Here is a 22790-nt window from a genome sequence, read left to right as displayed (position 1 = left end):
CTGGGAAGTCCAGGACTGGCTTTGGAGTTTCGAGCCGGGAAAGCGTCAATGGTTGTGGTGGGATTTGACGGCAGCTGGAGGGAACGTCGTACAGATCTGGCTTTACTCGCGTTCTGAGCCGGTTTTTCAGTGCGAGGACGTGAGGTGGCTTGCCTACTCAGCAGGCGGTCGCGCTGTGGTCGGACCGATTCTTCTTCCGTCGCAAGTCTGGCACGGCCAGACATCGCTCGGGGTATGAAGACGAAGAGCCCCACCAGTGTTGCTGATGGGGCTCCTTCGGATGCTTGACGGCAACGTCAGCGCACGACGGCTGCGGAGGGCAGGCCGTCGGAGTCGTTGTCCGTCGAGCTGAGGGCGTTGCCGAGGGTGTCGATAGCTTGGCGTTGGAGGTGGAGTCGGACGTGGGCGTAGACGCCGGCGGTGACGCCGATGTGGGCGTGGCCGAGGAGTTTCCTGATCACGACGAGGTCGACCCCCTGTTCCAGGAGCAGGGTGGCGATTGAGTGGCGGAGGTCGTGGACGCGGATGCGTCGGAGTCCGGCCCGGCGGGTGCGTTGGAGGGAGCGCCGGACGGTGGCAGTCCCGCCGTCGAGGTCGAGGTCTTCCCAGTGGAAGCCGACATGGCCTCTTACCTGGGCGTCGTCGGACGGCTACCACGCAGCGCGGCACTTCGCACACTCCGTGTCGCAAAATGCCCTGGCCCGTAAATGCGGAGTGACGGCCAGACAGCTCCTACGGTCACCGTGTCCCTATCAGCGACCCAGCTGGGGGTGCACGGTGACCAAACCCAGGAGCGACGCGGACCGCATGCGGCGCCGGGAACCTTACGACGCGGCGGCAGGCGTGGCCGGCCCCCGCTTACCCCCGTGGACCACCGCGGACGGGTACCCCTGCTACCTCAGGACCGACGGCAGGGGCTACCTGTCCACACTCGCCGACAGTATCGAAGCCATCCAACTCGGCATGGGCGAGGAACTGCTGAACACGCCCGCGAGGTCGTGACCCCCGACCCGCGAGCTCTGTCGGTCACCGCGTACCGCTGGCTCGCCTCCCGACTGGCCGAGGCCCTCACCGACGCGCTTCGGGTGGCCGAATCACGAGGACTGCGCAGTCCGGACCCGCAGGAAGATGCGGCCGAGCATGTCTGACTCCGCACACACCGGCGCTCCCCCCACAGCCGTACTGACCGTCCGAGAAGGAGTAAGTACATGCAGGACACGGCCCGCGGCGTTGCCCTGGCCTTCAACGCCTCTGCGGTCCTGCGGATAGGGGGCGCGGTCTTCGCCGCCTGTCCGGACGAACGTCTCCGGTCCCTGTACTACCGGATGGACGCCGGGATGCGAGCCGTCTGGCGCCACCTGCGCGGCTCCGACATCCATCCCCGGGTCGTGTCCGAGGCCGAGGACGCGAATCGTGCGTTGGGGGAGCAGTCCCGGGCGCTCGGTCTTCCCGAGGAATTCCTCCGGGGTCACCGCGACCTCGCCGCCACGGCGCTCGCCCATTTCGCGGGGCGGGAGGAGGCGTCACAGGAGGACATGTCCGCACGGGCCGTGGAGACGGCCGGCTTCCTGGAAGCCGGAGTGGGCAGCGCGCAGGGGGCGGTGGATTTCGAGCGCTCGTGCCAGGTGGCCGCCCAGTCGTTGCTCCAAGGCTGGGCCGATGACCCGCTGTCCACGATGAGGAAAGTACGCCGCGAGACCGGCGTGTGGGCCCTGGCCTACCAACGGTTCGTCACCCCGGTGCCCGGAGCCGATCCTGACATCGCGGACTGACCCGCTCCGGACAGCGGGCCAGGCCGACGGCCCGAGAGACAGGCATACGGCCTCGGTCAGCCCGCGCTGACCGCGCCCCGCACCGTCCCGTCCGGCGAAGCCACCAGCACCGGCGTCCCCGCACCCCCCAGGTCCCGTACCGCCGCCCGGTCCTCCTCCGACGCCGACTCCGCCTCCGTCACCACCGCCGCCGCCTCCAGCGACTTCGCGCCGGACGCCACCGCCATCGCCACCGCCGTGCGCAGGGCGCTGAGCTTCAGGGAATCGAGGGCCACCGTGCCGGCGACGTACGTGCGGCCGGTCTCGTCGCGTACGGCGGCGCCCTCGGGGACGCCGTTGCGGGCCCGGGCGGAGCGGGCCAGGGTGACGATCTTGCGGTCCTCGGGGTCGAGGTCGGGAGTCTCGGTCATGGGGTGAGCATACGTAGCCACGCCGGTCGCCCGGAGGTCAGGGACGGTCGAGGCGGAGCCGCTCCGCGCGCGGCAGGCCGGCGACCACCAGGTCGTACGAGTCCTCGACCAGCTCCCGGACGAGACGGTCCGGGAGACCGCCGTCCACGGTGACCGTGTTCCAGTGCCGCTTGTTCATGTGCCAGCCCGGGACGACCAGCCCCGGGTGGTCGGCGCGCAGGCGGATCGCGTCGTCCGGGTCGCACTTCAGGTTGGCGGTGAGCGGGTCCCCGTCCAGGGACGACAGCGCGAACATCTTTCCCAGCACCTTGAAGACCGAGATCTCCGGGCCGAAGGGGAAGTCCTCCACGGCGGCGTTGAAGGACAGGCAGAAGTCGCGCAGCTCCCCGGGGGTCATTCGGACGCGGCCTCCTTCGCGGGCCTCGCCGCGTTGACCGGCTCCACCAGCACCGTCACGATCTTGTTCCGGCGGCCCGCCGCGGCCTCCGCGGTCAGCCGCAGCTCCCGCCCGTCTGGCAGCTCCACGATCGAGGAGGCGCCGGCGATCGGCACCCGGCCCAGCGCCTTCGCGAGCAGGCCGCCCACCGTCTCCACGTCCTCGTCGTCGAACTCCTCCAGGCCGTACAGCTCGCCCACGTCACCGATGTCGAGGCGGGCGGTGACCCGGAAGCGGCCCTCGCCCAGCTCCTCGACGGGCGGGAGCTCCCGGTCGTACTCGTCGGTGATCTCTCCGACGATCTCCTCCAGGATGTCCTCGATGGTGACGATGCCGGCCGTGCCGCCGTACTCGTCGATGACGACGGCGACGTGGTTGCGGTCCTTCTGCATCTCGCGCAGCAGGTCACCGGCGTTCTTGGTGTCGGGCACGAAGGACGCCGGGCGCATCGCCGTGGAGACCAGGTCGCTCTCCGCCTCCCGGCTGACGTGCGTCCGGCGGGCCAGGTCCTTCAGGTACACGATGCCGACGACGTCGTCCTCGCTGTCCCCGGTGACCGGAATGCGCGAGAAACCGGAGCGCAGGGCCAGGGTGAGCGCCTGGCGGACGGTCTTGTAGCGCTCGATGACGACGAGGTCGGTCCGCGGGACCATGACCTCCCGCACCAGGGTGTCGCCCAGCTCGAACACCGAGTGCACCATGCGGCGCTCCTCGGCCTCGATCAGCGACTCCTTCTCGGCGTAGTCCACCAGTGCCCGCAGCTCCGCCTCGGAGGCGAAGGGGCCGCGGCGAAAGCCCTTGCCGGGCGTGAGCGCGTTGCCGATGAGGATGAGCAGCGACGGGATCGGACCCATGATCCGGTCGAGCGGCACCAGCACGTACGCCGCCGCCGTCGCCGTGTTCATCGGGTGCTGGCGTCCGATGGTGCGCGGGGACACCCCGACGGCGACGTACGAGACGAGCACCATGACCGCGATGGCGATCAGCAGGGCCTCGGTGGTGTTGGCGAACTCCTTGAGACAGGCGTACGCGACCAGCGCGGCGGCCGCCATCTCGCAGGCCACGCGGACCAGCAGCGCCACGTTCAGATAGCGCGTCGGGTCGGCGGCGACCTTGGCGAGCCTGACGCTGCCGCGCCGCCCGGACCGCACGGCCTCCTCGGCGCGGAAGCTGGAGACCCGGGCGAGCCCCGCCTCCGCGCACGCGGCGAGCCAGGCGATCACCACCAGGGCGACCGCGCCGGCGACCAGGGGGAGACTCATGAGACGGTCGGGGCCGGGGACGGGCCGGTCAGACCCTTCTCCGCACGCCAGCCGTCCACGATGGCGGCCTGCAGTGAGAACATCTCGGCCTTCTCGTCCGGCTCCTCGTGGTCGTAGCCGAGCAGGTGCAGCACCCCGTGGACGGTCAGGAGCTGGAGCTCCTCGTCCATGGAGTGCTGGGTCTGGGCCTCCGCGCCCTGCTTGGCGGCGACCTCCGGGCAGAGCACGATGTCGCCGAGCAGCCCCTGCGGCGGCTCGTCCTCGTCCTTGCCCGGCGGGCGCAGCTCGTCCATCGGGAAGGACATGACGTCCGTCGGACCCGGCAGGTCCATCCACTGGATGTGGAGCTGCTCCATGGCGTCGGCGTCCACGACGATCACCGAGAGCTCGGAGAGCGGGTGGATGCGCATCCGCGCGAGCGCGTAGCGGGCGATGTCGAGGATCGCCTGCTCGTCGACCTCGGTTCCGGACTCGTTGTTGACGTCGATCGACATGGTGGTGCTGGTCTACTTCCCCTTGGTGCCCTTGGCACCGGACGCCCTGCCGTGCGGCTTGTGCGCGCCGTTCTCGGTGCCGTGGTCGTTGTCGTACTTCTCGTAGGCGTCGACGATACGGCCCACCAGCTTGTGCCGGACGACGTCCTGGGACGACAGCCGGGAGAAGTGGACGTCCTCGACGCCCTCCAGAATCTCCTGCACCTGCCGCAGACCCGACTTGGTGCCGCCGGGCAGGTCGACCTGCGTCACGTCACCGGTGATCACGATCTTCGAGTCGAAGCCGAGCCGGGTGAGGAACATCTTCATCTGCTCGGGGCTGGTGTTCTGCGCCTCGTCCAGGATGATGAACGCGTCGTTCAGCGTCCGGCCGCGCATGTACGCCAGCGGCGCGACCTCGATCGTCCCGGCCGCCATCAGCCGCGGGATCGAGTCCGGGTCGAGCATGTCGTGCAGCGCGTCGTACAGCGGGCGCAGGTACGGGTCGATCTTCTCGTACAGCGTGCCCGGCAGGAAGCCGAGCCGCTCGCCGGCCTCGACCGCCGGGCGGGTCAGGATGATGCGGTTGACCTGCTTGGACTGCAGGGCCTGCACCGCCTTGGCCATCGCCAGGTAGGTCTTGCCGGTGCCCGCGGGGCCGATGCCGAAGACGATGGTGTGCTTGTCGATCGCGTCGACGTACCGCTTCTGGTTCAGCGTCTTGGGGCGGATCGTGCGGCCGCGCGAGGACAGGATGTTCTGCGTGAGCACCTCGGCCGGGGTCTCCTGGCCGTCGCTCTCCCCGTTCTCGCTCGCCTTGAGCATGGCGATCGAGCGTTCCACTGCGTCCTCCGTCATCGGCTGCCCGGTGCGGAGCACCAGCATCATCTCGTCGAACACGCGCTGGACGAGGCCCACCTCGTGGGCGTCGCCGACCGCGCTGATCTCGTTTCCCCGGACGTGGATGTCGGCCGCCGGGAAGGCCTTCTCGATCACGCGCAGGAGGGAGTCGCCGGATCCCAGTACGGTCACCATGGGGTGCTGGGCGGGGACGGTGATCTGTGCTCTCGCCTGCCCCTGCGCGGGGGTGTGAGCTGAGGGTGTCTGAGTCATGGGCCGGCGCTCGAGGCCTGCTCGTCCTCCTCTGCGGCGTGCGCCGCGTGACGGGTGTGTCTGCTGTCTCCAGCGTACGACTCCCCGCCGACAGCACCGAGGACTTTTATCGGACTGGCGTTCACCGCCGGCCGCGGACCAGGTCCCGGTACCAGCGGTAGGAGGCCTTGGGCGTGCGCTCCAGGGTCGTGAAGTCCACGTGGACCAGGCCGAACCGGCGCGCGTATCCCTCGGCCCACTCGAAGTTGTCCAGCAGCGACCACACGAAGTAGCCGCGCACGTCCACCCCGGCCTCCAGCGCCCGGTGCAGGGCGCGCACGTGCCCGTCGAGGTAGGCGACGCGGTCCCGGTCGTCCAGGCCCTCGTAGGAGCAGCCGTTCTCGGTGATCACAACCGGCGGGAGCCGGTCGCCGTAGCGGTCGCGGAAGCCGGTCAGCAGCTCCGTCAGGCCCTCGGGTACGACCGGCCAGCCGAAGTCCGTCAGCGGCCGGCCCTCGACCGCGACGACCGAGAAGGGCAGCTCCGCGGGGAGCGTCACACCCCCGAACTCGATCTCGGCACCCCGCGGGGCGGCCACCCGCGTCGGCGCGTAGTAGTTCACGCCGTACCAGTCCAGCGGCTCGGCGATGACCTCCAGGTCCGCCCGCACGTCCCCCGGCATCAGCTCCCCGATGCCCTCCGGGTACCGGCCGGTCAGCACCGGGTCGGCGAACATCCGGTTCAGCAGGACGTCGTAGAACTCCGCCGCCTCCCGGTCGGCCGCCCCGCCGGAGGCGGGCCACGTGGGCCCGTGCGAGTTGGCGATCCCGACGTCGGTGGCGCCGCACGCGCGCAGGGCCCGTACCGCCAGTCCGTGCGCGAGGAGCTGGTGGTGGGCCACGGGCAGGGCGCCGAACAGCAGCCGCTCGCCCGGCGCGTGCACACCGAGCGCGTGGCCGAGCAGGGTGTGCTCGGCGGGCTCGTTGAGGGTGATCCACTTGCCGACGCGGTCACCGAGCCGGCCGGCGACCCGTGCCGCGTACTCGGCGAACCGCGACGCCGTGTCCCGCTCCCGCCAGTCCAGCCCGGCCGGCAGGTCCCAGTGGAAGAGCGTCGGCACGGGGCGGACGCCCGCCGCGCACAGCTCGTCCACGAGGCGGTCGTAGAAGCCGAGGCCGCCGGGGGAGTCCGCCCGCGGCCAGGAGACCGAGAAGCGGTACGCGCCGACGCCCAGGTCCGCCAGGAGCGCGACGTCCTCGCGGTAGCGGTGGTAGTGGTCGCAGGCCACCGCCGCCGTCGAGCCGTCCTTCACGTGCCCGGGTACGGCCGTGAAGGCGTCCCACACGGACGGCCCCCGCAGGCCGGCCGCGCCCTCGATCTGGTGCGCGGACGTCGACACGCCCCACAGGAACCCCTCCGGGAACCGCGGCATCGCGTCCGTGCCCGACTCAGTCGCCATGCGCGGATCATCCGTACCGCCGGTGAGGGAAGTCAACGCCCGTGCACCGCACCGGCGTCCCGTCCCCCTAAGCCCCCTCCTTCAGCACCCGCGAGATCAGCCGCCGCTGCTCCTCGGTCAGCCGGGGATCGGCGGCGTACACCGTCGCGCCGTCCACGGTGATCTGGTAGCTGAAGCCGTCGGGCACCCCGACGGGCCGTGTGGTCCGCCCGTCGGCGACCGCCCGTTCGGCCAGGGCGTGCCACTCCGCCGCGTCGGGGCGGCCCGCCGTCTCGACCTCCGCGTGGCGTTCGATGCCCGCGAAGCCTCCTGTGCGCCTCACCTGAATCCGCATGGACCCGTGTCTAGTACGGAACTACAGCGTCCGCACCCCGACCTGCTCCCAGGCCTTGCGCACCGCCTCCAGCTCCGCCGCGTCCCCGTACCGCTCCCGGGCCGCCTTCACCGTCAGCGTCGCGAAGTCCGCGAACAGCGCGTCCTGGGCCAGCTCGCCGCCGGTCAGCACGTCGTACCAGACCAGTCCCGCCCGCTCCCAGGCGTGCCCGCCGAGCGCGGTGGCGACGAGGTAGAAGGCGTGGTTGGGGATGCCGGAGTTGATGTGCACGCCGCCGTTGTCGCGGCCGGTGCGCACGAAGTCGTCCATCGTCGCGGGCTGCGGGTCCTTGCCCAGTACGTCGTCGTCGTAGGCCGTGCCCGGCGCCTTCATGGAGCGCAGCGCCTCGCCCGTCACGCTCGGCGCGAGCAGCCCGGCGCCGATCAGCCAGTCGGCCTCGGCGGCGGTCTGCCCGAGGGAGTACTGCTTGATGAGGGCGCCGAAGACGTCGGACACCGACTCGTTGAGGGCGCCCGGCTGGCCGTAGTAGGTCAGGTTGGCGGTGTGCTGGGTGACGCCGTGGGTCAGCTCGTGGCCGATGACGTCGAGGGGGATGGTGAAGTCGAGGAAGATCTCCCCGTCCCCGTCGCCGAAGACCATCTGCTCGCCGTTCCAGAAGGCGTTGTTGTACTCGCGGTCGTAGTGCACGGTCGCGTCCAGCGGCAGTCCGGCGCCGTCGATGGAGTCGCGTCCGTACACCTTCAGGAAGTGCTCGAAGGTGGCGCCCAGGCCCGCGTAGGCGCGGTTCACGGTGGCGTCCTTGCCGGGCTCCTCGCCCTCGCCGCGCACCTTCCTGCCCGGCAGGTCGGTGCCGTGCCGGGCGTCGAAGACCGTGCGCTGCGGCTGCCCGGCCTCGGCACCGGCGCCGGGGCGCGGGGCGACGGTGGGGGCGCCGATGACCGTGGTCAGCGAGCGGTGGGTGCGCTCGAAGGCGTCGCGCTGGAGGGTCCGGCGGGCGGGTCCGGCGAGCACGGGGTCCTCGTGCTGGGCGAGCTTGTCGAGGACGTGGGGCGGCACGATGGTGCAGAAGACGGGCTCGAAGCCCCCGTATGTCGTCATGTCCGGCACCCTTGCACTGCGTGACTCCCCTGTCACCATTGGCAACCGCGATTGGTGAAATCCGGCACCAGGACGCCCCGTGACCGGCGGCGAGTGGTATACGGCACTTTTTGCCCCGGTTGTCCCCGCGGTCCCGCATACTGATACGCACCCGCGTGACCGGCGTGACTCGGCTAAGGTGCTGGGCACCATGCGTTTCGGGCTGCTTCTCCTTAGCTGCCGCGGCGAGGGCCTGTAAGAGGCCGACTCCCTCCCCGCGGTGCTGAGTGGTGCGCGTCGGCCGTCCTTCAGGACACGCGGACACCGCGGACATCACGAGGAGCCCACGCCATCATGGCCAACCGTCAGCAGCCCAGCCCCATGCCGACCGGCAAGTACCGAGGCTACGAGCAGGTCGACATCGCCGACCGCACCTGGCCGGACCAGCGGATCACCACCGCCCCCCGCTGGCTCTCCACCGACCTGCGCGACGGCAACCAGGCGCTGATCGACCCCATGTCGCCCGCCCGCAAGCGCGCGATGTTCGACCTGCTGGTCAAGATGGGCTACAAGGAGATCGAGGTCGGCTTCCCCGCCTCCGGCCAGACCGACTACGACTTCGTACGCTCCGTCATCGAGGAGCCGGGGGCCATCCCCGACGACGTCACCATCTCCGTACTGACCCAGGCCCGCGAGGACCTGATCGAGCGCACGGTGGAGTCCCTGAAGGGCGCCAAGAGGGCCACCGTCCACCTGTACAACGCGACCGCCCCGGTCTTCCGCCGGGTCGTCTTCCGCGGCTCGCGCGACGACATCAAGCAGATCGCGGTCGACGGCACCCGCCTGGTCATGGAGTACGCCGAGAAGCTGCTGGGCCCGGAGACGGAGTTCGGCTACCAGTACAGCCCCGAGATCTTCACCGACACCGAGCTGGACTTCGCCCTGGAGGTCTGCGAAGCGGTGATGGACACCTACCAGCCCGGCCCCGGCCGCGAGATCATCCTCAACCTGCCCGCCACGGTGGAGCGTTCCACGCCGTCCACGCACGCCGACCGCTTCGAGTGGATGGGCCGCAACCTGTCCCGCCGCGAGTACGTCTGCCTGTCCGTCCACCCGCACAACGACCGCGGTACGGCGGTCGCGGCGGCCGAACTGGCGGTCATGGCCGGCGCCGACCGCGTCGAGGGCTGCCTGTTCGGGCAGGGCGAGCGCACCGGCAACGTCGACCTGGTCACCCTGGGCATGAACCTGTTCTCCCAGGGCGTCGACCCGCAGATCGACTTCTCCGACATCGACGAGATCCGCCGCACGTGGGAGTACTGCAACCAGATGGAGGTCCACCCACGCCACCCGTACGTGGGCGACCTGGTCTACACGTCCTTCTCCGGCTCCCACCAGGACGCCATCAAGAAGGGCTTCGACGCCATGGAGGCCGACGCGAAGGCCAAGGGCGTCACCGTCGACGACATCGAGTGGGCCGTCCCTTACCTGCCGATCGACCCGAAGGACGTCGGCCGCTCCTACGAGGCGGTCATCCGCGTCAACTCGCAGTCCGGCAAGGGCGGCATCGCCTACGTCCTGAAGAACGACCACAAGCTGGACCTGCCCCGCCGGATGCAGATCGAGTTCTCCAAGATCATCCAGGCCAAGACGGACGCCGAGGGCGGCGAGATCACGCCCACCGCCATCTGGGACGTCTTCCAGGACGAGTACCTGCCCAACCCCGACAACCCCTGGGGCCGCATCCAGGTCGCCAACGGCCAGACCACGACCGACCGCGACGGCGTCGACACCCTCACCGTCGAGGCCACGGTCGACGGCGCGGAGACCACCCTGGTCGGCACCGGCAACGGCCCGATCTCGGCGTTCTTCCACGCGCTGCAGGGCGTCGGCATCGACGTACGGCTGCTGGACTACCAGGAGCACACGATGAGCGAGGGTGCCTCCGCGCAGGCCGCCTCCTACATCGAGTGCGCCATCGGCGACAAGGTGCTGTGGGGCATCGGAATCGACGCGAACACCACGCGCGCCTCGCTGAAGGCGGTCGTCTCCGCCGTCAACCGCGCTACCCGCTGACCAGCCGAATCGGTGGTTCGAGGCCCCGCTCGCCGGAAAACGGCGGGCGGGGCCCCGTCGTATACCGGCCATCTCCCCGCGCAGGTCACGGAAAGGTCTCTTCCCGGGTACTGACTCCACGACGGTGATGTGGCTAACATCACGCCAGCGCGACGATGCTGTCGCGCGGTTACGGAGGTGCGACGTGCTGCCTGGACGGGGACGAAACGGCCGAGCTGCCCGGCTGCCACGCATCCTGGGCACCCGCACCGCGTGGACGCCCGTCGGCGACGGCGAGTTCTTCTGCCCCGGCTGCGGGGGCGACCGCAACTACCAGCGTCTGGCCGGCCGCCGCCGCTTCACCCTCCTGGGCGTCCCCGTGCTGCCGCGCGGCGAGTCCGCGCCGACCGTCGAGTGCGCCGCCTGCCGCGGTCACTACGGCACCGACGTCCTCGACCACCCCACCACCACCCGCTTCTCCGCCATGCTCCGCGACGCCGTGCACACCGTCGCACTCGCCGTCCTCGCCGCGGGCGGCACCTGCTCCCGCACCTCGCTGGAGACGGCCGCCGTCGCGGTGCGCGCGGCCGGCTTCGAGGATTGCGACGAGGACCAGCTGAACGCGCTGGTGGAGGCGCTGGAGGCGGACACCGGCCGGGTCCGCGGCGAGCCCTGCGTGCCCGGTCTGGCCATAGAGCTGCACGAGGCCCTGGACCCGCTTGCCCCGCACCTCGCCGCCGTCGGCCGCGAGTCGATCCTGCTCCAGGGCGCCCGCATCGCGCTCGCCGACGGCCCCTACACCCCCGCCGAACGCGACGCCCTGGCGACGGTCGGCGCGGCCCTGACCATCTGCTCCGACGACGTGACCCGCCTGCTGGAGTCGGCGGGCACGCCCTCCTAGGCGAGAACCCGCTCCGGCGGACCGGGGTCGAGGTCGAGCCGCATGATCTGGCGGTGCGCCCCCGGCCCGAAGTAGTCCGGGCGCAGGCCGCCGTCGGGCTCCTCCGGGCGGAAACCGAGGCCCCGGTAGAGGAAGATGGCCGCGAGGTTGGCGGGCTCCACGGTCAGCCGCACCACCCGTATGCCGTCCCGGCGCAGCCGGTCCAGCACCTCCCTCATCAGCTCCCGGCCCAGCCCGTGGCGCCGGCGGTCCCGCGTCACGCACAGCCCGAGTATCCAGCTGTCCGCGCCCAGCGCCCGGGTGCCCGCCAGCACGTAACCGCGCAGCCGGCCCGTGCCGTCGTCCAGCACCAGGAAGTGCTCCTCGTACATGTCGAAGAGCTGGCGCAGCAGGAAACCGGGATAGGCGAACTCCTGGAAGACCTCCTCGTCCAGCCGCCGCAGCTCCGGCAGGTCTGCCTCGTCGGCCGTGCGCAGGACCAGGGGCGGGTCGTCCGGACGGTGAGGACTGGGGTCCGTGAGCCGGTCGTGGTGGTCGAGGGAACGTTCCAGCGGTTCGGCGGTCATGCAACCCCCCAGTCGGGACGCGCGAGGTCAACTCGACGGATGCGCTGTTCAATCGTTGGAGTGCGCGCCTTCGTATGGCGGCCGGAGACTCCTTCTGGCTACAGTGAGCGTCCAACTTCCCCCGTGCAAGGGCGAGTTAGGGTGTGCGACGATGCGCCCGACGTGCGCCCGGCGGAGAGGGCTGGCGTGTTTCAGGCTTTTCGGCATGTCCTGGTGGCTTACCTTGCACGGCACTGGGGCTTGTCCGGAATCGGAAGAAATGCGGCAGGGTGACTATGGATCGCAACGCCGACGCACCGTGGTCGAAGTTCGATCCAGAGGTGTACGTCGACAACAATTACCGGACGCCGCTCGAGGTCGACCTGCTCATCGTCCGGCTGATGCGCGACTGGTTCAGCCGCTGTCTCACGGAGACCGGAAGCGGATCCGCGGCCGCCCCCGGCGCCGTCCGGGGCATCGACGTCGGTGCCGGCGCCAACCTCTACCCCGCGCTCGCCATGCTCCCCTGGTGCGAGAAGGTGCTGCTGCTGGAGTACGCGCTCCCCAACGTCGAGTACCTGGAGCGGCAGTGCTCCTCCGGCGGCTACGACACGGCGTGGGACGCGTTCTGGAACGAGCTGCGCGAGGCCCCGGCCTACGCCGCGACCGAGCCCAGGAGCCGGTTCGCCGAGATCGTCCGGGTGGAACGCGGCAACCTCTTCGACCTGGAGGACGGCAGCCGCCGCTGGGACCTCGGCACGATGTTCTTCGTCGCCGACTCGATGTCCGAGTGCGCCGACGAGTTCCACCGGGGCGTGCGCTGCTTCATGAACGCGCTGAGCGACGGCGCGCCGTTCGCCACCGCCTTCATGAAGGAATCGGTCGGCTACCGCGTGGGAGACCACGACTACCCGGCCTACCGGGTGAACGAGGACCAGGTCAGGGAGAGCCTGGAGCCGTTCACGGAAGAGCTGGAGATCCACGATCTGCACCACATGGTGCGGCCGGGACACGAGGGAATGATCCTCGCCCTGGGGCGGCGCAACGCGGTGGTTGCCGCCCCGTAGGAACGGGGACCATGCTGAACACAGGGCAAGCGGATCTGTACGAGGGGTGCGGGGATGCAGATCAAGCCACGCCAGCATCTGCTGGACATCTGGCAGGCCATGGCCCGTCATTCGTTCGAGGACGGGAAGCTCGTCTGGGGGGACACCGACGGGCTGAGCAGCGTCGCGGACGCCGAACGCCTGCTGTGCCTGCTCTACCCGGCCACCGAGGTCCCCGCCTTCCGGCTCGACCAGCCGGACACCACCGAACGTGACGTGCTGCGCGCCCTCGACCGGGTCGGCAGCCGCCTGGAGATCCCGCCCAACCTGATCACCGCGCTGACCCAGTTCATGCGCACCCACACCGGCACGGACGACAGCCCCACCTTCTCCGGCGGGCACTACTTCCGCCCCGCCGAACCCGACGGCCGGATCACGCACGAACAGGCCCAGCTGGGCGTGGTCGACTCCTACTCCATGTCCGTCACGCTCTGCCTCGCCACCCTCGGTTTCCTCAAGGTCTACGAGACCACCACCGCCCGCCCCGAGGTGCACCGGTCGATCGCCGAGCTGCGCGAGGCCACCAACGCCCGGCTGACCGCCGCCATGGTCAGCCTGCTGCGCTCCTTCACCGTCAACGTCTTCGACGCCGAGTCCGAGCAGGGCAGGAGACTCATCCAGGTCGTCGGCCAGGGCAGACAGTCCGACCGGGCCGTCCTCCAGCAGTTCTCCCGCAGGTTACGTCCCCTGCGCGCCACCATCATCGAGAGCCTCTCGCGCGGCATCGAGGTCGACGAGGGCATCCGCGACGAGAGCCAGCTCTTCGAGTGCGGCTGGGCCTGGGGCGTCGTGCAGGACGCCCCCGAGATCACCCACCTGTCCGCACCGGTCCCCGGCCAGCCCGCCGGGATCGCCGACCGGCTGCCCTACGTGTACTTCACCGTCGTCGCCCTCGACGGCATCCAGGACCTGTTCTCCGACCGCACCCTCACCCTCGGACTGCTCGACGAGGACCAGCAGAAGCTCGCGGAGATGCTCCGACTGCGCTGGGAACTCAGCCAGCAGTACTGGTCCGCGATCGCCCGCTTCGGCACCGAACGCTGGCCCCTGGAGGACCTGCCCTGGCAGACCACCGGTCTGCGACTGGAGTCCGAGTACTTCTCCCTCACCGTCGCCGCCATCCTCGTCCACGACCTGATCCGCCGGAAGGCCACCGACGACGACCTCACCCGCACCGTCGCCGTCATGGAACGCCTCGCCGACCGGGGCCGGGTCACCAGCCGGATGACCAGGAACGACCCCACCATCACCCTGCACAACCCCGGCGTCACCATGCCGCTCGCCGGGTCCGAGCGCAGCGGCGGACAACTGATGTGGCGGATGCGGGACTTCTCCGCCCAGCTCCTCAAGCGGATCATCCAGCTCGCCGAACTCTCCCGGAACATCGGCGCCCAGGACCGGCTGCTGCGCCTCGCCGAGCAGGCCTTCGAGCACCTGTGGGCCCGGCGGATCGACGACGAGGACGGCGCCGGGCTCTGGGACGACGTCCAGGCCGTCTACCCCGAGGCGCACCACGCCGAGCTGCGCATGTCGTGGAGCATGACCGAGCGCGTCACCGAATGCCTCGTGGCCGCCCGCAACCTCTACGAACAGCAGCCCATCCGCAGCCCCGAACTCGCAGAGCTGGCCCGCGAACTGCTCAGTGAGGCCACCCACCTGTTCGGCAAGGAGCAGCTGGAGGCCTCCGCCGCCGCCGACGGCAGCAGAGCCCGGGCCATGCGCAGCATCGAGAACCGCCTCGACCGCGCCCGCGGTCTCGTCGACGACCGGCCCGCCACCGCCTTCGCCCTCGCCCTGCCCGTCCTCCAGGAACTCGACACCCTGGCCCAGGCCCGGGGCGCCGCCGCACAGGAGGTGTGAGCGTGCTCGTCTTCGCGGCCTCCGACAAAGGAGGCACCGGACGCTCGGTGACCAGCGCCAACCTGGCCTACCAGCGCGCCCTCACCGGCGACGACGTGGCCTACGTCGACTTCGACTTCGGCTCGCCCACCGCCGCCGCCGTCTTCGACGTGCCCGGCGCGATGCGCGGCACCGAGGAACACGGCCTGCACTCCTACCTGGAGGGCGAGGTCGCCGAACCGGCCCGGATCGACGTCTGGCGGCAGACCGAGCACCCCCTGCTGCGCGCCCGCCCCAACCAGTCCGGCCGCCTGGTCCTGCTGCCCGGCGACGCGGGCGGCGGCGAGTTCGCCATCGGCGAGGAGTCGCTTCAGCGGTGCATCGACCTGCTGCTGCGGCTCAACGGCGAGTTCGACGTCACCGTCGTCGACCTCAGCGCCGGCCGCAGCTACGCCGTCGACATGGTGCTCGCGGCCACCGCCCACCCCCGGATGCGCAACGTCCCCTTCCGCTGGCTCGTCTTCCACCGCTGGACCCGGCAGCACGTCATCGCGGCCTCCGGCCTGGTCCACGCCCCGCACGGCATCGTCGGCGGCGGCGTCGAACGCGGCCACGACAAGGCGGCCCTGCAGGCCGCGATCCGCTTCGTGCGGGCGGCCGTACCCGACCCCGAGTCGCCGCTGTGGTCCCAGGGCTCGCCCGCTCAGGCCGCCTGGATGCAGGCCTGCGACGAGGCGCTGCGCCGGCTCGCCGCCGAACAGCGCATCGGCGACAGCGTGGTCCTCGGCATCGTGCCCCTGGAACCCATACTCCAGTGGCGCGAGCAGCTGATCACCGAGGAGGACGTCCTCGCCACCCAGATCGCCAACAAGGAGACCCTGGAGGCGCTGGAGGAGATCGCCCGGCGCCTGACGGACGACGCGCACTGGGGGCGGCCGTGACGGACGCAGTCTTCCGCGAGACGGCCGCCGAGCCGCGCAACCGGTCGGTGCCGCTGGCCCACCTCTCCCTGGAGCTGGGCCACCTCTACATGGAGGACTTCGAGGCCGGACCGGAGCGCCTGCGCCGCCACTTCGCCGAGGTACGCCCGTGGGCGGAGGCGGCCCGCGCCGCCGCCACCGCCCGCACCGGCGGCAAACGCGCCCGGATCAGCACCTGCTTCCTCATCGACGACTACTTCACCCGTTTCTCCACCCCCGCCGAAGTCGTCCCCATGCTCCTCGCCGAGGCCGAGCGGGCCGGGCTGAGCGTCGACTACCTGGCCCGCGAGTCCGGGTGCGCCGTCACCGGGAAGGTGCCCGTCGCCGAGGCCGTCGCCGGCCGCATCGTCGAGTCGCCGCCGCCCGGCAGCCACGGCCTGCGCCCGCCCGCCGCGCAGACCGGCTGGCTGGCCAACGGCGAGCGCAGCCCCGTCGCCCGCGCCCCGCAGGCCATGAAACGGGCCGTCCCCTGGCAGCCGCCGCACGAGACCGCCGCCCGCCGCCACTCCGTCTTCCTCGACGTCGAACTGTGGAGCGACGACGCCGAAGGGCACCGCACCTGGTCCTGCCCCTTCCTCGCCGCCGTCTGGCAACTCGCCCGCCTCGGTCTGCTGCGCAACGACGGCGAGCCCGTCCTCGTTCCCCAGCCGCGCACCACCACCGGTTTCCCCGACACGTGGGACGAGCTGCCCACCCTGCTGAAGCTCCACGACCGCGCCGACCCCTTCGCCGCCTACCGCACCTGCTCCGTCCTGCCCACCCGCTTCCTCCCCGTCGAGCACGCCGTCCGCGTGATCCTCGACCAGATCGAGGTCGACCCCGGGGCGCTGGAGCAGGTCGCCGAACGATCCGGCCGCGAACGCACGCCCGTCCCCGACTCGGTCGCCGACCGGGTCTCCTACGTCTTCTACCCGGGGCACTGACATGGCGCCGCGGCAGAGCACCCCGCGCGCCGTACTCGCCTGCGGCGAGATCCGCACCTGCCTGCTGCCCGCCCGGCAGGCCCTCGACGTCCGGGCCGCCGCCCAGCTCCTGGCCCTGCGCGCCGACGAACGCGTCCTGACCTCCGAACGCCCCGGCCTCTACGCGCGTTCCCCCGACACCCTCACCGGCGTCGACTGCCCGCTGCCCAGCGCCAACGGCGCCCGCGTCCGCGCCGTCGGCACCGTCGCCGCCCGCGCCGCGCTCACCGAGGGCCGCGTCCTGCAGGCCTCCGCCCGCCTCCAACTGCCCGGCACCGGCCCCGACCAGCGGCGCCCCTGGGGCGAGTACCTGGTGCGCCCGTCAGTCGTCGAACCGCTCGGCAAGCTCCCCCACGAGGCGGTCGCGCAGGGTGTCCTCGACGGGCCGCGCCACGGCGACCTCGACGCCGGCCTGATCGCCGACGGGCTGCTCACCCGCCTGTTGCGCCACCCCCTGCTCGACCAGAGCCCGCCCTTCCGCTCCCGCCCCACCCGCCTGCGCTGGGCCGCCCTGCCCGCGCACCCCGGCGAGGGCCCCGCCCTCGAACACTTCACCCTCGCCGAGGACGAACTGCGCACCGTGCGCCTCCGCGTCCCCCAGGACACCTCCGCCGCCGACCTCGCCGCACTCTGCGAGGACCTCGCCCTGCACGACTGGCTGCTCACCACCGTCGTCCGCATGCTCGACGGCGTCCGCCTGGGCAGCGGCACCGCCCGCGACACCGCCGCCGTGGTCCGCAGCCTGGGCCCGGCCGTCGACCACCTGCTGCACCTGTGGATGCCCCGCGCCCGGGTGACCCCCGAACTGGCCCCGCTGTGGGACCCGCTGGAGGAACGCCCCGGCTTCACCCGGCAGTGGCGCACGCTGGTGCAGCGCATCCGCGACCAGCTCACCCTGCACGCCATTCCCGCACCCCATCGGGAGGTGGAAGCGGTCCCCTGACCGGCCGCCGGCGCCTCCCACGCACATCCCCGCACCCGGGCCACCCGGTCCACCCCGATCCGACGCGTATCCCAACGGGGGGAGAAGCGAGATGAGCACGGCACAGTCACCCCGACCCGACGACACGAACCGGCCGCCCGGTCTGAGGGGGGAGTCCCCCTGGGCGCGCATGCTGCTGACCGCCCTGGTCGTCGGCGGTCTCGTCTGGAGCGTCACGGCCCTGCTGAGCCCGGACGACGGCACCCTGCGGCAGTTCGCGGCCGCCGCGCTCTGCGCGGGCGCGGCACTGCTCGTCCAGTACGTCACCGGCCTGGCCCCGCGCCCCGGACACGCGCGGCTGGAGGAACACACCCGACGGGTGGAGAGCGCCCTCGCCGAGAACACCGCCGCCGTACGGGAGGGCCTGACCCGCTACGACGACGAACTGAAGACCGGCCTGACCCGGCACACCGAGGACGTGAAGCAACTCGTCGAGACCCACGTCACCCAGGTCGACCACGGACCGGCGCCCGCGGAATCCCGCCCCCTGGACCCGGTCCGCATCGACAGCGTGCCCGACCTGGCCAAGGGCTTCGCCGACGTCCTGATGCCCGAACCGTCCATCCTGCACACCTTCGTCCACCTGGAGATGGCGCGGGTCGTCGGCCACATGGCGGACCTCACCAACCTCAGCGCCGAGTGCCCCGGCGAGAACCACGACTGGATGCTCACTCTCACCCGCGCCGCCGAGCACTCGATCTGCGCCACCAGCACCTCCGTCGACCGGTTGTTCTGGAACAGCGAACCGGCCGGCCGCTACCTCGACGCCCAGCAGGCCGCGATCGACGAGCAGGGCGTGACCGTACGCCGCCTGTTCCTCCTGGAGAGCGCCCGGGAACTCGACGACCGGCTGCTGCGCCTGTGCGAGGAGCAGGAACTGCGCCGCATCGACGTACGCGCCGCCGTCCTGCCCGAACTGCCCCCGCACCTCCAGCGCGGCACCACCAACGACTTCATCCTCTACGACGAGGAGGTGTCCTTCGAGATCGAGCAGGACCTGCGCGACGTCAACGTCCGCACCCGGCTCACCGCCCGCCAGGAGTACGTACGGGACCGGCTCAAACGCTTCCGGGAACTGTGGGACGCGGGCATGGGCCTGCGCGAGCTGGAGGTACGGGTCGACGCCGAGGAGGACGGCAACTGGATGGTCGACCGGGCCTGACCGGCCGCCCGGTTCGCATCACAGGGAAACCGGGCACCCGAGTGACACCCGGCACCGGTCAGCGGCAGTAGAGGTCCGAGTCCGGCCGGTCCCCGGTCGCCAGGAAGCGGGAGACGACGCGGTCGCCGCAGGCGTTGCCGTTGGCGAGGTAGGCGTCGTGACCCGTGGAGTCCACGGTGACCATGACCGCCCGGCGCCCGAGCGCCTCCCGCATCTTCCGCGCGCCGGCGAGCGGGGTGGCGGCGTCCCGCTCGTTCTGCACGAGCAGGATGTTGGACGGCCCCGCGTCGGCGATCCGCACCGGTGCCTCACGCGGCGGGTACGGCCAGGCGGCGCAGAGCATCGCGTTGCGGGGCATGCCGGCGGTGAGCGGGTACTTGGCGCGGCTCTCGGCGACGCCCTTCTCGTACACGGCCTGGGACTTGGGCCACGCCACGTCGTTGCACAGTGTCCCGGCACCCACGGCGGCGACGTTCTGCAGCACCTCCTCGGGCGGCGCCGCCGGCGCGGGCGGCACGGTGCCCTGCCGCGCGGCCCGTACCAGCTCGGCGAGCGCCGGATAGCGGCTGGGCCGGTAGAGGCCGTCCAGCAACGCCTGGCGCAGCACGTTGCCGTTCAGCTCCTCCGGATTGGCGCCGGGCCACGGGATCGGCTCACGGTCGAGCTGCTCGGCGAGCCGCAGGAACATCGGCCGGACATCGGCGGCTCGGCGTGCCAGGCGGTCCGGATTGCCGGGTCGCGAGGCCCATGCGGCGAAGTGCGGGAAGGTGTCCTCCACGCCCTGCTCGTGCCCGGCCAGCCAGGCGCGGGCGACGCGGCTCGGGTCGGGGTTGTCGACGCTGTCCAGCACGATGCGGTCGGTGCGGTGCGGGAAGAGCTGCGCGTAGACCGCGCCGACGTACGTCCCGTACGACACTCCCCACGCGGAGATCTTCCGCTCGCCGAGCGCCGCCCGGACGCGGTCGACGTCGCGGGCCTCGTTGGCGGTGCTGAGGTGCTTGATCAGCTCGCCGCCGTTGCGTGCGCAGGCGTCGGCCATGCGGCGGGCGGTGGCCATGTTCCCGTCCACCGAGCCGTCCGGGGCGGGCCAGGGACGGAGTTTGGAGGTGGCGAGGTCGCCGTGCTCCAGCCCGCAGGTGACGGGGGTGGAGGGGGCGAGTCCGCGCGGCGCGAATCCGATGAGGTCATGGGTGTCGCGGACCTGCTGCGGCAGCTTCTGCCCCTTGCCCGACGGATCGTTGAGGCTGGAGCCGCCCGGTCCGCCGGCGATGAGCAGCAGAGCCCCGCGCCGGGCCTCCGGATCCTCGGCGGGGATCCGGGACACGGCGATGTCGATCCGTGGGCCGTCCGGATCGGCGTAGTCCATGGGGACCTGGAGGGTGGCGCACTGCTGACGGGGGTCGACGGTGGCGCCCTCGCAGTCCGTCCAGGCGAGGGGCTCGGCCGGGGCTGCGGTCGTGGCGGTGGCGGCGGGCGCGGTGATGCCGAGGAGGGCGGTGGACACGCCGGCGACGGCGGCGTTGCGGAGGAGTCGCGTGCGTTGCGTCATGCGACGAGCCTCGCGGATGTCCGGCGCCCTCCCCATCCGGACAACTCCCGGAACGGCAGGGGGGATTACCCCAGTCCTCCGAGTCGGGGTCCACCCTGACCCGTCAGACGAAGAAGCTGTCGTGCTTCACCTGGAACTCCCGCAGTTCCTCGCCGCCCCGCTGCGCGAACTCGGCGACGCGCTCGAAGTACTCCTCGCGCGGGGCGCCCGGAGAGAAGAGCATCAGCATGGACACGGGGTCGTCGCTGTCGTTCTTGAAGGCGTGCAGTCCGCCGACCGGGACGTACAGGAAGTCTCCCTGCCGTCCGGTGACCCAGCGCTCGCCGTTGTAGAGCTCCACCTCGCCGGAGAGGACGTAGAAGGACTCGGAGATGCTCCGGTGGAAGTGCGTCCTGGCGCCGGGCGCCTTGGGGCCCATGTCCACCTTGTACAGCCCGAACTCACCGCCGGTGGAGGTGTGGCTCGCGAGGTAGTGGGTGGTAGTGCCGTTGGGGGCCACGATGTCGGGCGGGGTGTCGGCCGCCCTGAACACGGCGTTGATCTCGCCCTTCTCGCCGAGGTAGCGCGGCTCCGGGTACGACATGGGTTGCCCCCTTTGCTCGTTGCGGGTCTGAGGGGCAAGTCTTCCGCACAAGGGTGTTGTTGGGTGGCCGTGGGGCCGCCCGCTTCTTGGTCAGTGTCGTGCTTCCGCGAGCCGAGTAAAGGGCGCTCCCTGCGGTCGCGTCGCCTTCGGCGATGCCCCTTCGGGTCACCCTTGACTCGGCTCGCTCCAGCACAGGTGAGAAGCGTGCGGGCGGCCGGAGAAAGGCGGGTGGCCGGCGTACGTCGGTCCCTTCCGCCGGCTGCGTACGCGCCCGGCGTGCGGGGCGCGTCCGCGTCTCGCCAGCACGCCGCGTGGGTTTAGCGGCGACCGCTGGGTGGGTGGTGGGGAGTAGTGGGTGATGGGTGGTGGGTGACGGCGGGTGGGGGCTGGGGGTGGTCTAGGAAATGGATGACACTTTGGGTCGAAGTGTCATCCGTTTTTGGAGGGTGGTCCGGGGGGGGTTCTGTGGTGCCCGCTCGGGTTGGCCGCTGGGACGGCGCATGTGACCGGTACTGCCCACCGGGGGTGAGCCGCTGAGCCGAGGTGGCGTGCTGGCGAGGCGCTAGGTGCGTTCCGCCGTCGCCGGGTGGGTACGCAGGGGGCGGTTGATCGTGAACCCGGCTCGGCCACCCGTGTTTCCGGGCCGCTCGATCGCTTCTGACCCGTGGTGGAGCGAGCCGAGTCAAGGGTCGGCCGCAGGCCGATCGCCGAAGGCGACGCGCAGCGCCCTTTACTCGGGTCGCGGAGGCACGACACTGGCAAGGAAGCGGGCGGCCCCGACGGTGCGTACGAACTCCGTCCAGGCCGCCGACCCCACGACGACCACCGGCCCGGCAGCCGCCTTGCTGTCCCGGACCGGCACGACGCCGGGGACTCCGTCGGCGACCTCTACACAGTCGCCGCCTTGGCCGTTGCTGTAGCTGCTCTTCGTCCAGCGGGCGTTGCTCAGGTCGTACTCGCGCATCGTCTGAAGTCCTCCGCCGCCGAGTCGATCAGAGCCAGGGACGCCTCCGGCGACAGCGCGGCGACCCTGAGCAGATCGTATGTGCGCTGGGTGTGCACCACCACGGCTGGAGCATCGATGAGAGTCCCCGAATACTCCGTCTCTGTATAGGCGACCGGAGGCGCGTCTTCGAAGCTCATGAGCTTCAGCATCCCGCCCATCGCCGCATGCGCCCCCGCCTCGTACGGCAGCACCGTCACCATCGCCGCCCGCTCCCGCATCAGTCGTGCCACGTGCTCCAGTTGCGCCGCCATCGACTGCGGGCCGCCCACCGGAATCCGCAGCACGTTCTCGTGCAACGTCACCCAATACTCGGGCCGTGTAGCGTCGTCGAGGATCAGCGACCGCTCCAGGCGGGCGGCGACGATCTCGTCGACGTAGGAGTCCGGCTTGAACGGGTTCGCGGCGATCGTGACCGCGCGTGCGTAGTCCCTGGTCTGGAGCAGGCCGGGAACGACCGTCGGCGCGAACTCGCCAATCCGTGTGGCCAGTCGCTCCAGCTCCACCACTTGCGCGAAGTAGTCCGCATACCTCGGATCATCAATCAGCTTCTGGCACAGCCGCTCGAAAATACCGTCGGTTTGCAGCGCCTCGTCAATCCGCTGCGCAACATCCAGCTGAGGCTTGCGAATTGCCTGTTCGAACTGGCCGATGTATCCCCCGGACACGAAAACCCGCGCGCCAAGCTCCACTTGCGTGATTCCCGCGTCCTCGCGCCGGCGTTTCAGTTCCGTTCCGAAGAACTCCCACGCCGCTTGCCGTGAACCATTGGCCATAACCAACCCCCTGGCACTGACCCGCACTTGTA

The 22790-nt window shown here is 71.0% G+C and carries 22 protein-coding genes and 1 pseudogene; 9 read left to right on the top strand and 14 right to left on the bottom strand.

The genetic code is table 11. From position 1 onward, the window contains the following. Positions 1 to 296: 296 nt before the first annotated feature. Positions 297 to 620: pseudogene (locus ACFW47_RS02775) on the bottom strand (tyrosine-type recombinase/integrase); the annotation flags it as partial. A 588-nt stretch (positions 621 to 1208) separates the two neighbouring features. On the opposite strand from ACFW47_RS02775, the gene ACFW47_RS02770 reads away from it, so the two are divergent. Next, complete coding sequence (locus ACFW47_RS02770; protein WP_386304510.1) at positions 1209 to 1772, top strand: hypothetical protein; 564 nt, start codon at positions 1209 to 1211, stop codon at positions 1770 to 1772. A 56-nt stretch (positions 1773 to 1828) separates the two neighbouring features. Here the strand turns inward: ACFW47_RS02770 and ACFW47_RS02765 are convergent, their stop codons facing one another. The 8 genes from ACFW47_RS02765 to ACFW47_RS02730 form a co-directional block, all read right to left on the bottom strand. Beyond that, positions 1829 to 2182: a cytidine deaminase gene (locus tag ACFW47_RS02765; protein WP_191884081.1), complete on the bottom strand. Its 354-nt coding sequence runs from the start codon at positions 2180 to 2182 to the stop codon at positions 1829 to 1831. Between the two features lie 37 nt (positions 2183 to 2219). Beyond that, on the bottom strand, positions 2220 to 2579 hold the full coding sequence (locus ACFW47_RS02760; protein WP_386304508.1) for an MmcQ/YjbR family DNA-binding protein: 360 nt from the start codon (positions 2577 to 2579) through the stop codon (positions 2220 to 2222). Further along, entirely contained in the window at positions 2576 to 3880 is a 1305-nt protein-coding gene (locus tag ACFW47_RS02755; RefSeq protein ID WP_386304506.1) for a hemolysin family protein, read from the bottom strand. Before ACFW47_RS02755 ends, ACFW47_RS02760 begins: the two co-directional genes overlap by 4 nt. Then, positions 3877 to 4374: an rRNA maturation RNase YbeY gene (gene ybeY, locus ACFW47_RS02750; RefSeq protein ID WP_386278846.1), complete on the bottom strand. Its 498-nt coding sequence runs from the start codon at positions 4372 to 4374 to the stop codon at positions 3877 to 3879. The genes ACFW47_RS02755 and ybeY overlap by 4 nt, the downstream gene beginning before the upstream one ends. Before the next feature lie 12 nt (positions 4375 to 4386). Next, positions 4387 to 5466, bottom strand: a complete 1080-nt coding sequence (locus ACFW47_RS02745; protein ID WP_386278848.1) for a PhoH family protein — start codon at positions 5464 to 5466, stop codon at positions 4387 to 4389. A gap of 121 nt (positions 5467 to 5587) precedes the next feature. Further along, positions 5588 to 6904, bottom strand: a complete 1317-nt coding sequence (locus ACFW47_RS02740; RefSeq protein WP_386278850.1) for a GH1 family beta-glucosidase — start codon at positions 6902 to 6904, stop codon at positions 5588 to 5590. A 67-nt stretch (positions 6905 to 6971) separates the two neighbouring features. After that, the gene (locus tag ACFW47_RS02735) at positions 6972 to 7238 is read right to left on the bottom strand and encodes a protealysin inhibitor emfourin (protein WP_383279503.1); all 267 of its coding nucleotides are present in this window, start codon (positions 7236 to 7238) and stop codon (positions 6972 to 6974) included. 21 nt (positions 7239 to 7259) lie between these two features. Beyond that, positions 7260 to 8336, bottom strand: a complete 1077-nt coding sequence (locus ACFW47_RS02730; RefSeq protein WP_386304504.1) for a M4 family metallopeptidase — start codon at positions 8334 to 8336, stop codon at positions 7260 to 7262. 333 nt (positions 8337 to 8669) lie between these two features. Between ACFW47_RS02730 and leuA the strand changes: the two genes are divergently transcribed. Both leuA and ACFW47_RS02720 read left to right on the top strand, forming a co-directional pair. Beyond that, a complete protein-coding gene (gene leuA, locus ACFW47_RS02725; protein WP_386278854.1) occupies positions 8670 to 10391 on the top strand; it encodes a 2-isopropylmalate synthase in 1722 nt (573 codons plus the stop codon). Positions 10392 to 10575: 184 nt separating this feature from the next. After that, positions 10576 to 11271 (top strand): TerB family tellurite resistance protein, encoded by a 696-nt coding sequence (locus ACFW47_RS02720; RefSeq protein WP_386278856.1) that lies wholly within the window; start codon positions 10576 to 10578, stop codon positions 11269 to 11271. On the opposite strand, the gene ACFW47_RS02715 is transcribed toward ACFW47_RS02720, so the two are convergent. Beyond that, on the bottom strand, positions 11268 to 11837 hold the full coding sequence (locus ACFW47_RS02715) for a GNAT family N-acetyltransferase (protein WP_386278858.1): 570 nt from the start codon (positions 11835 to 11837) through the stop codon (positions 11268 to 11270). The genes ACFW47_RS02720 and ACFW47_RS02715 overlap by 4 nt on opposite strands. 275 nt (positions 11838 to 12112) lie before the next feature. Here ACFW47_RS02715 and ACFW47_RS02710 point away from each other — a divergent pair, with 275 nt between their 5' ends. The 6 genes from ACFW47_RS02710 to ACFW47_RS02685 all read left to right on the top strand — a co-directional run bounded on the left by ACFW47_RS02710 (position 12113) and on the right by ACFW47_RS02685 (position 18847). Continuing rightward, positions 12113 to 12883 (top strand): SCO2525 family SAM-dependent methyltransferase, encoded by a 771-nt coding sequence (locus tag ACFW47_RS02710; protein ID WP_386278860.1) that lies wholly within the window; start codon positions 12113 to 12115, stop codon positions 12881 to 12883. A 54-nt stretch (positions 12884 to 12937) separates the two neighbouring features. Next, on the top strand, positions 12938 to 14782 hold the full coding sequence (locus tag ACFW47_RS02705) for an SCO2524 family protein (protein WP_386278862.1): 1845 nt from the start codon (positions 12938 to 12940) through the stop codon (positions 14780 to 14782). A gap of 2 nt (positions 14783 to 14784) precedes the next feature. Beyond that, positions 14785 to 15702, top strand: a complete 918-nt coding sequence (locus ACFW47_RS02700; RefSeq protein WP_386304822.1) for an SCO2523 family variant P-loop protein — start codon at positions 14785 to 14787, stop codon at positions 15700 to 15702. After that, positions 15699 to 16664, top strand: coding sequence for an SCO2522 family protein (locus ACFW47_RS02695; protein WP_386278864.1), 966 nt, complete (start codon positions 15699 to 15701; stop codon positions 16662 to 16664). Before ACFW47_RS02700 ends, ACFW47_RS02695 begins: the two co-directional genes overlap by 4 nt. Position 16665: 1 nt before the next feature. After that, positions 16666 to 17646: an SCO2521 family protein gene (locus ACFW47_RS02690; RefSeq protein WP_386304502.1), complete on the top strand. Its 981-nt coding sequence runs from the start codon at positions 16666 to 16668 to the stop codon at positions 17644 to 17646. Positions 17647 to 17737: 91 nt separating this feature from the next. Further along, positions 17738 to 18847 (top strand): hypothetical protein, encoded by a 1110-nt coding sequence (locus ACFW47_RS02685; RefSeq protein WP_386278868.1) that lies wholly within the window; start codon positions 17738 to 17740, stop codon positions 18845 to 18847. 58 nt (positions 18848 to 18905) lie between these two features. On the opposite strand, the gene ACFW47_RS02680 is transcribed toward ACFW47_RS02685, so the two are convergent. The 4 genes from ACFW47_RS02680 to ACFW47_RS02665 all read right to left on the bottom strand — a co-directional run bounded on the left by ACFW47_RS02680 (position 18906) and on the right by ACFW47_RS02665 (position 22758). After that, on the bottom strand, positions 18906 to 20396 hold the full coding sequence (locus ACFW47_RS02680) for an alpha/beta hydrolase (protein ID WP_386278870.1): 1491 nt from the start codon (positions 20394 to 20396) through the stop codon (positions 18906 to 18908). 103 nt (positions 20397 to 20499) lie between these two features. Further along, positions 20500 to 20979 carry a cupin domain-containing protein gene (locus ACFW47_RS02675; RefSeq protein ID WP_386278872.1) on the bottom strand — a complete coding sequence of 160 codons (480 nt, stop codon included), beginning with the start codon at positions 20977 to 20979 and terminating at the stop codon, positions 20500 to 20502. A gap of 730 nt (positions 20980 to 21709) precedes the next feature. Continuing rightward, positions 21710 to 21943 carry a DUF397 domain-containing protein gene (locus ACFW47_RS02670; RefSeq protein ID WP_386278874.1) on the bottom strand — a complete coding sequence of 78 codons (234 nt, stop codon included), beginning with the start codon at positions 21941 to 21943 and terminating at the stop codon, positions 21710 to 21712. After that, on the bottom strand, positions 21925 to 22758 hold the full coding sequence (locus tag ACFW47_RS02665; RefSeq protein WP_386278876.1) for a helix-turn-helix domain-containing protein: 834 nt from the start codon (positions 22756 to 22758) through the stop codon (positions 21925 to 21927). Before ACFW47_RS02665 ends, ACFW47_RS02670 begins: the two co-directional genes overlap by 19 nt. Positions 22759 to 22790: the final 32 nt, after the last annotated feature.

This window comes from Streptomyces sp. NPDC058796 (assembly GCF_042745235.1).
Taxonomy (GTDB): Bacteria; Actinomycetota; Actinomycetes; order Streptomycetales; family Streptomycetaceae; genus Streptomyces.
The sequence above is the reverse complement of the archived record's forward strand: the minus strand, read 5'-3'. Positions and strand labels throughout refer to the sequence as shown.

Coding starts and splice junctions, on each gene's coding strand:
- ACFW47_RS02680 (WP_386278870.1), bottom strand. CDS start 20,396: ATGACGCAACGCACGCGACTCCTCCGCAACGCCGCCGTCGCCGGCGTG.
- ACFW47_RS02745 (WP_386278848.1), bottom strand. CDS start 5,466: ATGACTCAGACACCCTCAGCTCACACCCCCGCGCAGGGGCAGGCGAGA.
- ACFW47_RS02770 (WP_386304510.1), top strand. CDS start 1,209: ATGCAGGACACGGCCCGCGGCGTTGCCCTGGCCTTCAACGCCTCTGCG.
- leuA (WP_386278854.1), top strand. CDS start 8,670: ATGGCCAACCGTCAGCAGCCCAGCCCCATGCCGACCGGCAAGTACCGA.
- ACFW47_RS02765 (WP_191884081.1), bottom strand. CDS start 2,182: ATGACCGAGACTCCCGACCTCGACCCCGAGGACCGCAAGATCGTCACC.
- ACFW47_RS02690 (WP_386304502.1), top strand. CDS start 16,666: ATGGCGCCGCGGCAGAGCACCCCGCGCGCCGTACTCGCCTGCGGCGAG.
- ACFW47_RS02705 (WP_386278862.1), top strand. CDS start 12,938: ATGCAGATCAAGCCACGCCAGCATCTGCTGGACATCTGGCAGGCCATG.
- ACFW47_RS02685 (WP_386278868.1), top strand. CDS start 17,738: ATGAGCACGGCACAGTCACCCCGACCCGACGACACGAACCGGCCGCCC.
- ACFW47_RS02675 (WP_386278872.1), bottom strand. CDS start 20,979: ATGTCGTACCCGGAGCCGCGCTACCTCGGCGAGAAGGGCGAGATCAAC.
- ACFW47_RS02670 (WP_386278874.1), bottom strand. CDS start 21,943: ATGCGCGAGTACGACCTGAGCAACGCCCGCTGGACGAAGAGCAGCTAC.
- ACFW47_RS02665 (WP_386278876.1), bottom strand. CDS start 22,758: ATGGCCAATGGTTCACGGCAAGCGGCGTGGGAGTTCTTCGGAACGGAA.
- ACFW47_RS02735 (WP_383279503.1), bottom strand. CDS start 7,238: ATGCGGATTCAGGTGAGGCGCACAGGAGGCTTCGCGGGCATCGAACGC.
- ACFW47_RS02710 (WP_386278860.1), top strand. CDS start 12,113: ATGGATCGCAACGCCGACGCACCGTGGTCGAAGTTCGATCCAGAGGTG.
- ACFW47_RS02715 (WP_386278858.1), bottom strand. CDS start 11,837: ATGACCGCCGAACCGCTGGAACGTTCCCTCGACCACCACGACCGGCTC.
- ACFW47_RS02740 (WP_386278850.1), bottom strand. CDS start 6,904: ATGGCGACTGAGTCGGGCACGGACGCGATGCCGCGGTTCCCGGAGGGG.
- ybeY (WP_386278846.1), bottom strand. CDS start 4,374: ATGTCGATCGACGTCAACAACGAGTCCGGAACCGAGGTCGACGAGCAG.
- ACFW47_RS02760 (WP_386304508.1), bottom strand. CDS start 2,579: ATGACCCCCGGGGAGCTGCGCGACTTCTGCCTGTCCTTCAACGCCGCC.
- ACFW47_RS02730 (WP_386304504.1), bottom strand. CDS start 8,336: ATGACGACATACGGGGGCTTCGAGCCCGTCTTCTGCACCATCGTGCCG.
- ACFW47_RS02755 (WP_386304506.1), bottom strand. CDS start 3,880: ATGAGTCTCCCCCTGGTCGCCGGCGCGGTCGCCCTGGTGGTGATCGCC.